Raw genomic sequence first — 2,804 nt, 5'->3', positions numbered from 1 at the left:
ATGGACACCGCGGAGGTCTCTGCCAGCGCGGCCAGCACATCCGCCTCGGACGCGTTGACCGCCGCCATCGCACCACCACCGGGCAACGCCTGCATCAACCGCGCCCGCGCCGCCACCAGACGACAGGCATCCGGCAACGACAGCACACCAGCCACATACGCCGCCGCCACCTCACCCACGGAATGACCCACCACCGCATCGGCAACCACACCGGCCGCCTCCAGCACCGCAGCCAAAGCCACCTCGAAGGCAAACAGACCCGCCTGCGCATACAACGTCTGATCCGTCAGACCCTCATCGACACCATCCGCACCCAGCACGACATCCCGTACGGAGACTCCCAACTCCAGCTCCAGAAGCCCGCACACCCGGTCAAACGTCTCCGCGAACACCGGGCTGCCCTCGTACAGGCCACGCCCCATACCCAGCCACTGCGAACCCTGACCCGCGAAGACCAGGCCCACCCGGGCGTCCGACGGGGCCACGCCGGAGACCAGCGAGCCCGCCGTCGCGCCGACGGCCAGGTTCTCCAGACCGGCCACCAGTTCGTCGCGGTCACCGCCCAGAACCACCGCCCGGTGCTCGAACACCGACCGCGTCGTCGCCAACGACCAGCCCACATCCACCGGATCCAACTCGGGCCGTGTCACGACCCATTCGCGCAGCCGCCCCGCCTGTGCCACCAGACCGGCCGCGGAGCGGCCCGACACCAGCCACGCACCGACCGCACCGGCCTTGACGACCGCCGTGGTCTCCGGCGCACCGGCCCCCTCGCCCTCAGCGGGAGCCTCGGCAGGAGCAGGGGCCTCCTCCACGATGACGTGGGCGTTGGTGCCACTGATGCCGAACGCGGAGATGCCGGCGCGGCGCACCCGACCGTCGGACGGCCACGGCACCTGCTCGTTCAGCAGCCGCACCTCGCCCGCCGTCCAGTCCACGTGCGAGGACGGCTCGTCGGCGTGCAGGGTCTGCGGAAGCTGCTCGTGTTGGAGGGCGAGCACCATCTTGATCACGCCCGCGACACCGGCCGCGGCCTGGGTGTGGCCGATGTTGGACTTCACCGAGCCCAGCCACAACGGCCGCTGCTCGGCGCGCTCCTGGCCGTACGTGGCAAGGAGCGCCTGCGCCTCGATCGGGTCGCCCAGCGTGGTGCCCGTACCGTGCGCCTCCACCACATCCACATCGGCGGCGGACAACTGCCCGCTGGCCAAGGCAGCGCGGATCACGCGCTGCTGGGACGGGCCGTTGGGCGCCGAAAGGCCGTTGGACGCACCGTCCTGGTTGATGGCGCTGCCGCGTACGACCGCCAGCACCTTGTGGCCGAGCCGCTGCGCGTCGGAGAGGCGCTCCACGACGAGCATGCCCGCGCCCTCGGCCCAGCCGGTGCCGTTCGCTTCCTCGGAGAACGCACGGCAGCGGCCGTCCACGGACAGGCCCTGCTGCCGCGAGAACTCCACGAAGGAGAACGGTGTGGCCATGACCGTGACACCGCCGGCCAGCGCGAGCGAGCACTCGCCCGAACGCACCGCCTGGACGGCCAGGTGCAGCGCCACCAGCGACGACGAACACGCCGTGTCCACCGTCACCGCCGGGCCCTCAAGACCCAGCACGTAGGAGATACGGCCGGACAGCACGCTGGTCGAGTTGCCGGTCATCAGGTGTCCCTCGACACCGGCCCCGTCCTGGCCCGTCAGCGCCATTCCGATGGCGTAGCCCGAGCCGAAGCCGCCCGCGAACACGCCGGTCGCGCTGCCCCGCAGCGACTGCGGGTCGATCCCGGCCCGCTCCAGCGCCTCCCACGACGTCTGGAGCAGCAGCCGCTGCTGCGGGTCCATGGCCAGCGCCTCGCGCGGGCTGATCCCGAAGAAGCCGGCGTCGAACTCCGCCGCGTCCCGCAGGAACGCGCCCGACTGGGTGTACGAGGTTCCCTCGCTCTCCCGGTCCGGGTCGTAGAAGCCCTCCAGGTCCCAGCCGCGGTCGGTCGGGAAACCGCCCACCGCGTCCCCGCCGGAAGCCAGCAGGTCCCAGAACTCCTCCGGACTGCCCGCACCACCCGGGAAACGGCACGCCATACCGACGATCGCCAGCGGCTCGTCCACCGCCACAGCAGACACAGCGGCCACCGGCACATCGGTCTCCGCCTCCGCCCCGGTCAGCTCACCCCGCAAGAACTCGGCCAGCGCGACCGGAGTGGGGTAGTCGAACACCAAGGTGGCGGGCAGCCGCAGCTTTGTCGCCGCGTTCAGCTGGTTGCGCAGTTCGACGGCGGTCAGCGAATCGAAGCCCAGGTCCTTGAACGCCTGCCTGGCCTGCACCATGTCCATCGAGGAGTGGCCCAGGACCGCGGCGGCCTCCGCCCGCACCACGTCGGTGAGCACCCGGTCCTGTTCGGCCCGGCCCAACCCGGCGAGGCGCCGCGCCAGTTCGCCGTCGCTGCGCGCCGGGCCGTCGGCGCTCGCGCTCGCGGCGGCCAGTCGGCGGATCTCGGGGAGGTCGCGCACCAGCGGCATCTCGTGCACGTTCGCGGTGCCCGGCGCCGAGCCCAGCTGCTCCCAGTCGACGTCCATCACGGTCACGACGGCGTCGGAGCCGTCCAGCGACTCGCCCAGCGCCCGTACGGCCAGTTGCGGGTCCATGGCAGGCATGGCGGTTCGCTGCATACGCGTCCGGATCACCTCGGTGGACTCCGCGAGTCCACCGCCGCCCCACAGGCCCCAGGCGACCGCGAGACCGGCGAGGCCACGGGCCCGCCGGTTCTCCGCCAGCGCGTCCAGGAAGGCGTTCGCCGCCGCGTAGTTGCCCTG

Annotated in this window: 1 protein-coding gene; it reads right to left on the bottom strand. The window is 71.9% G+C overall.

What is annotated here, in order from left to right:
• The coding region (locus tag AC4IJH_RS43325) for a type I polyketide synthase (protein ID WP_490857537.1) at nt 1–2,804 on the bottom strand (2,804 nt) is incomplete at both ends.

This window comes from Streptomyces sp. UF-297 (genome assembly GCF_058245575.1).
Note: the sequence above shows the minus strand (reverse complement) of the source record. Positions and strands in the feature narration are given on the sequence as shown.